The organism is Roseovarius autotrophicus (assembly GCF_018069895.1).
GTDB classification, from domain to species: Bacteria; Pseudomonadota; Alphaproteobacteria; order Rhodobacterales; family Rhodobacteraceae; genus Roseovarius; species Roseovarius autotrophicus.
Genome location: NZ_JAGQDH010000056.1, coordinates 1 through 2,802 on the forward strand (window position 1 = coordinate 1; position 2,802 = coordinate 2,802).

General features: G+C 63.0%; 3 protein-coding genes. 2 read left to right on the forward strand and 1 reads right to left on the reverse strand.

All coding sequences use genetic code 11. The annotated features are described in order from the left end of the window. Positions 1-381: 381 nt before the first annotated feature. Complete coding sequence (locus KAK09_RS18435) at positions 382-1,269, forward strand: tyrosine-type recombinase/integrase (RefSeq protein WP_210880382.1); 888 nt, start codon at positions 382-384, stop codon at positions 1,267-1,269. Between the two features lie 12 nt (positions 1,270-1,281). Continuing rightward, on the forward strand, positions 1,282-2,481 hold the full coding sequence (locus KAK09_RS18440) for an IS91 family transposase (RefSeq protein ID WP_210880383.1): 1,200 nt from the start codon (positions 1,282-1,284) through the stop codon (positions 2,479-2,481). Between the two features lie 67 nt (positions 2,482-2,548). Here KAK09_RS18440 and KAK09_RS18445 read toward each other — a convergent pair. After that, on the reverse strand, positions 2,549-2,802 hold a 254-nt coding region (locus KAK09_RS18445), incomplete at its 5' end, for a hypothetical protein (RefSeq protein ID WP_210880384.1).

Here is a 2,802-nt window from a genome sequence, read left to right on the forward strand (position 1 = left end):
GGCAGATGTCCTGGCGCGCCTGCCCGATATCACCGTGTCACGCTTGCCTGAATTGCTCCCATGGAACTGGAACGCCGAGCAGAAAGCTGTCAAGGCCGCGTGACCGCGTCCCTCGCCGGATGCTTACCTTCGAAGTGGATTCCCCGGTGAAAAAGCTAGACGCTAGAAAACTTGCGCGCTCAGCCCCCCCGTATACGATCAGCGCTGGGGAGGAACCATCGGGAGGGGGGGGCGTGTCGGTTCCGGCCCAGGGACGAAGCCGCTCCGCGGCATTGGTGCTTGCCGCTGATGGCGTGAGACGCCCATAACGCTGCACATTTTGCAATCTGACTGACCTGCCTGACGATTGGGGTCTTCTCAATCATCAGACAGGAGGTTCCCATGACAGAGGAGAGAGTAACCCCGCTGCGCCAGCGGATGATCGAAGACATGCGCATCCGTGGGATGGGCGACAAGGCACAGAAGTCGCACATCCGGGCGATCAAGGATTTCGTGGCCTTTCTTGGGCGATCACCCGACACGGCGACGCCGGAGGACCTGCGCGCTTATCAGCTCCATATGACAGACACAGGGATCACCCCATCGACTTTCAACACGCGCATTGTGGCGCTCCGGTTCTTCTTCGGGATGACCTGCGGGCGGGAGGAGATGAAGCGCTACATGCAATTTCGCACCGAGCCGCGGAAGTTGCCCGTGGTGTTCAGCGTTGAGGAGGTGTCCGACATCCTGATGGCCGCACCCGGGCCGGGGCTCAAGTATCGCGCCGCGCTCAGCATTTCCTATGGCGCAGGTCTGCGCGCCGCCGAGGTCTGCAACCTCAAGATCGGCGACATCGACAGCGACCGCATGCTGATCCATGTCGAGCAGGGCAAGGGGCAGAAAGACCGCAAGGTGATGCTGTCGCCCGGCTTGCTGGAGCTTTTGCGCGCCTGGTGGCGCGAGGCGCGCCCCGAGGGCTGGCTGTTTCCGGGCAAGCCCAAGATCAACCCGATCTCGCCGCGCCAGCTGAACCGCGCCTTCACGTCGGCCAAGCACATGGCCGGGGTCAAGAAGCCCGCCACCTTGCACACGTTGCGGCACAGCTTCGCCACCCATCTGCTGGAAGCCAACACCGACGTGCGGGTCATCCAGGTGCTGCTCGGCCATGCCAAATTGACGACCACTGCGCGATACACCCATGTGGCCACCAAGACGATCCGCGACACCGTCAGCCCCTATGAGATGCTGGCCAAGTTGCAGGATCAAACAGTGAAGCGAAGTCTGGAGTGACCGGTTCGGGCGTTGCCCCGGTCCAGGCTGGAGATCGCTGACATCTTTCGCGCCCACGGACCTGCGTGGCGGCAGGCCAATGCGGGGCATGTCAGCCTCTCGCAGCTGAAGGTGATGTCGGCGATCGAGGCCTGCCGGACCGAAGCGCTTGGCGGGCATGTGGCCGGTTGCACCAAGTGCGGCCACCATCACATCGCTTACAATTCCTGCAAGAACCGGCACTGCCCGAAGTGCCAAGGGCCAGCGGCGCGCGACTGGATGGAAGCGCGGGCCGAAGACCTGCTGCCGGTGGAATACTTCCATGTCGTCTTCACGATGCCGGCGGAGATCGCCCAGATCGCCTACTGGAACAAGAAGGCCGTCTATGGACTGCTGTTCCGGGCGTCTGCCGAGACGGTGATGACCATCGCCGCCGATCCCAAACGTATGGGCGCGCGGGTGGGCATGACCAGCGTGCTGCACACCTGGGGGTCGGCACTGACCCATCATCCGCACATCCATATGATCGTCCCCGGCGGCGGCCTGTCGCCCGATGGCACGAAGTGGGTCGCCTGCCGCCTCGGGTTCTTTTTGCATGTGCGGGTTCTGTCGCGGCTGTTCCGACGCCTGTTTCTGGACGGGCTGATGGATTTGCACCGGGCCGGGCAACTGGTCTTCTTCGGTGATCTGGCCGGATTGTCGGCGGCAAAGGCTTTTGCCACCTGGCTCGCCCCATTCCGCAAATCCGAATGGGTGGTCTATGCCAAGCCACCCTTCGGGGGGCCGGAGGCGGTGCTGGCCTATCTGAGCCGCTACACGCACCGCGTAGCCATTTCGAACGCACGCCTGGTCAGTGCCGATGCCCAAACCGTCGCCTTCCGATGGAAGGACTACCGCATCAAATCTGGCGACCGCCAAAAGGTCATGCGGCTGGCCACGCCCGAATTCATCCGCCGCTTCCTGATCCATGTCCTGCCAGATGGCTTCCACCGCATCCGGCATTACGGTCTGCTGGCCAGTTCGACCCGCAAGGCCAACATCACAAAAATCCGCGCCTTGCTCTGCATCCAGCGCCCGGAACAGGCCACTGCGTCAGGACCCGACGCCGAGATCATCCCACTCACCCTGCGCGAACCATGCCCCTGTTGCGGCGGACCCATGCGCATCATCGAGGTCTTCCGCCGCGGGCAAAAACCAATGTCGCGCGCGCCACCACGGGAGTGGGCGGCATGACACACCGCCTGTCAGATGCCAGACAACACCGGCTGCACCCCGCAGACCCGGCTCAGCCCGTATGCGCTTATCGCTCCTCAGCGCGGAAACCGACGGCAGGCACGGCAATATGCACAGCGATACCAGCATATTCGACTGCTTCAGTGACCGTCTCAGCCGTCATGCGCACCTTCAGCCGAACCCCTGACACAGCCGTAACGCTCCGGCGGGGGCCGTCTGACTTCGGTTGCGATCCGATGATAAGTCCGGCTTTATGTCCGATTTCATTCACCGCCCTCAAATCGAAGTTCTCTCCGCGGCCGATGGCGTTCGCCGTCGGCA

Excerpts from the sequence above, each read along its gene's own strand:
- KAK09_RS18435 (WP_210880382.1), top strand. The coding sequence starts at position 382 with ATGACAGAGGAGAGAGTAACCCCGCTGCGCCAGCGGATGATCGAAGAC.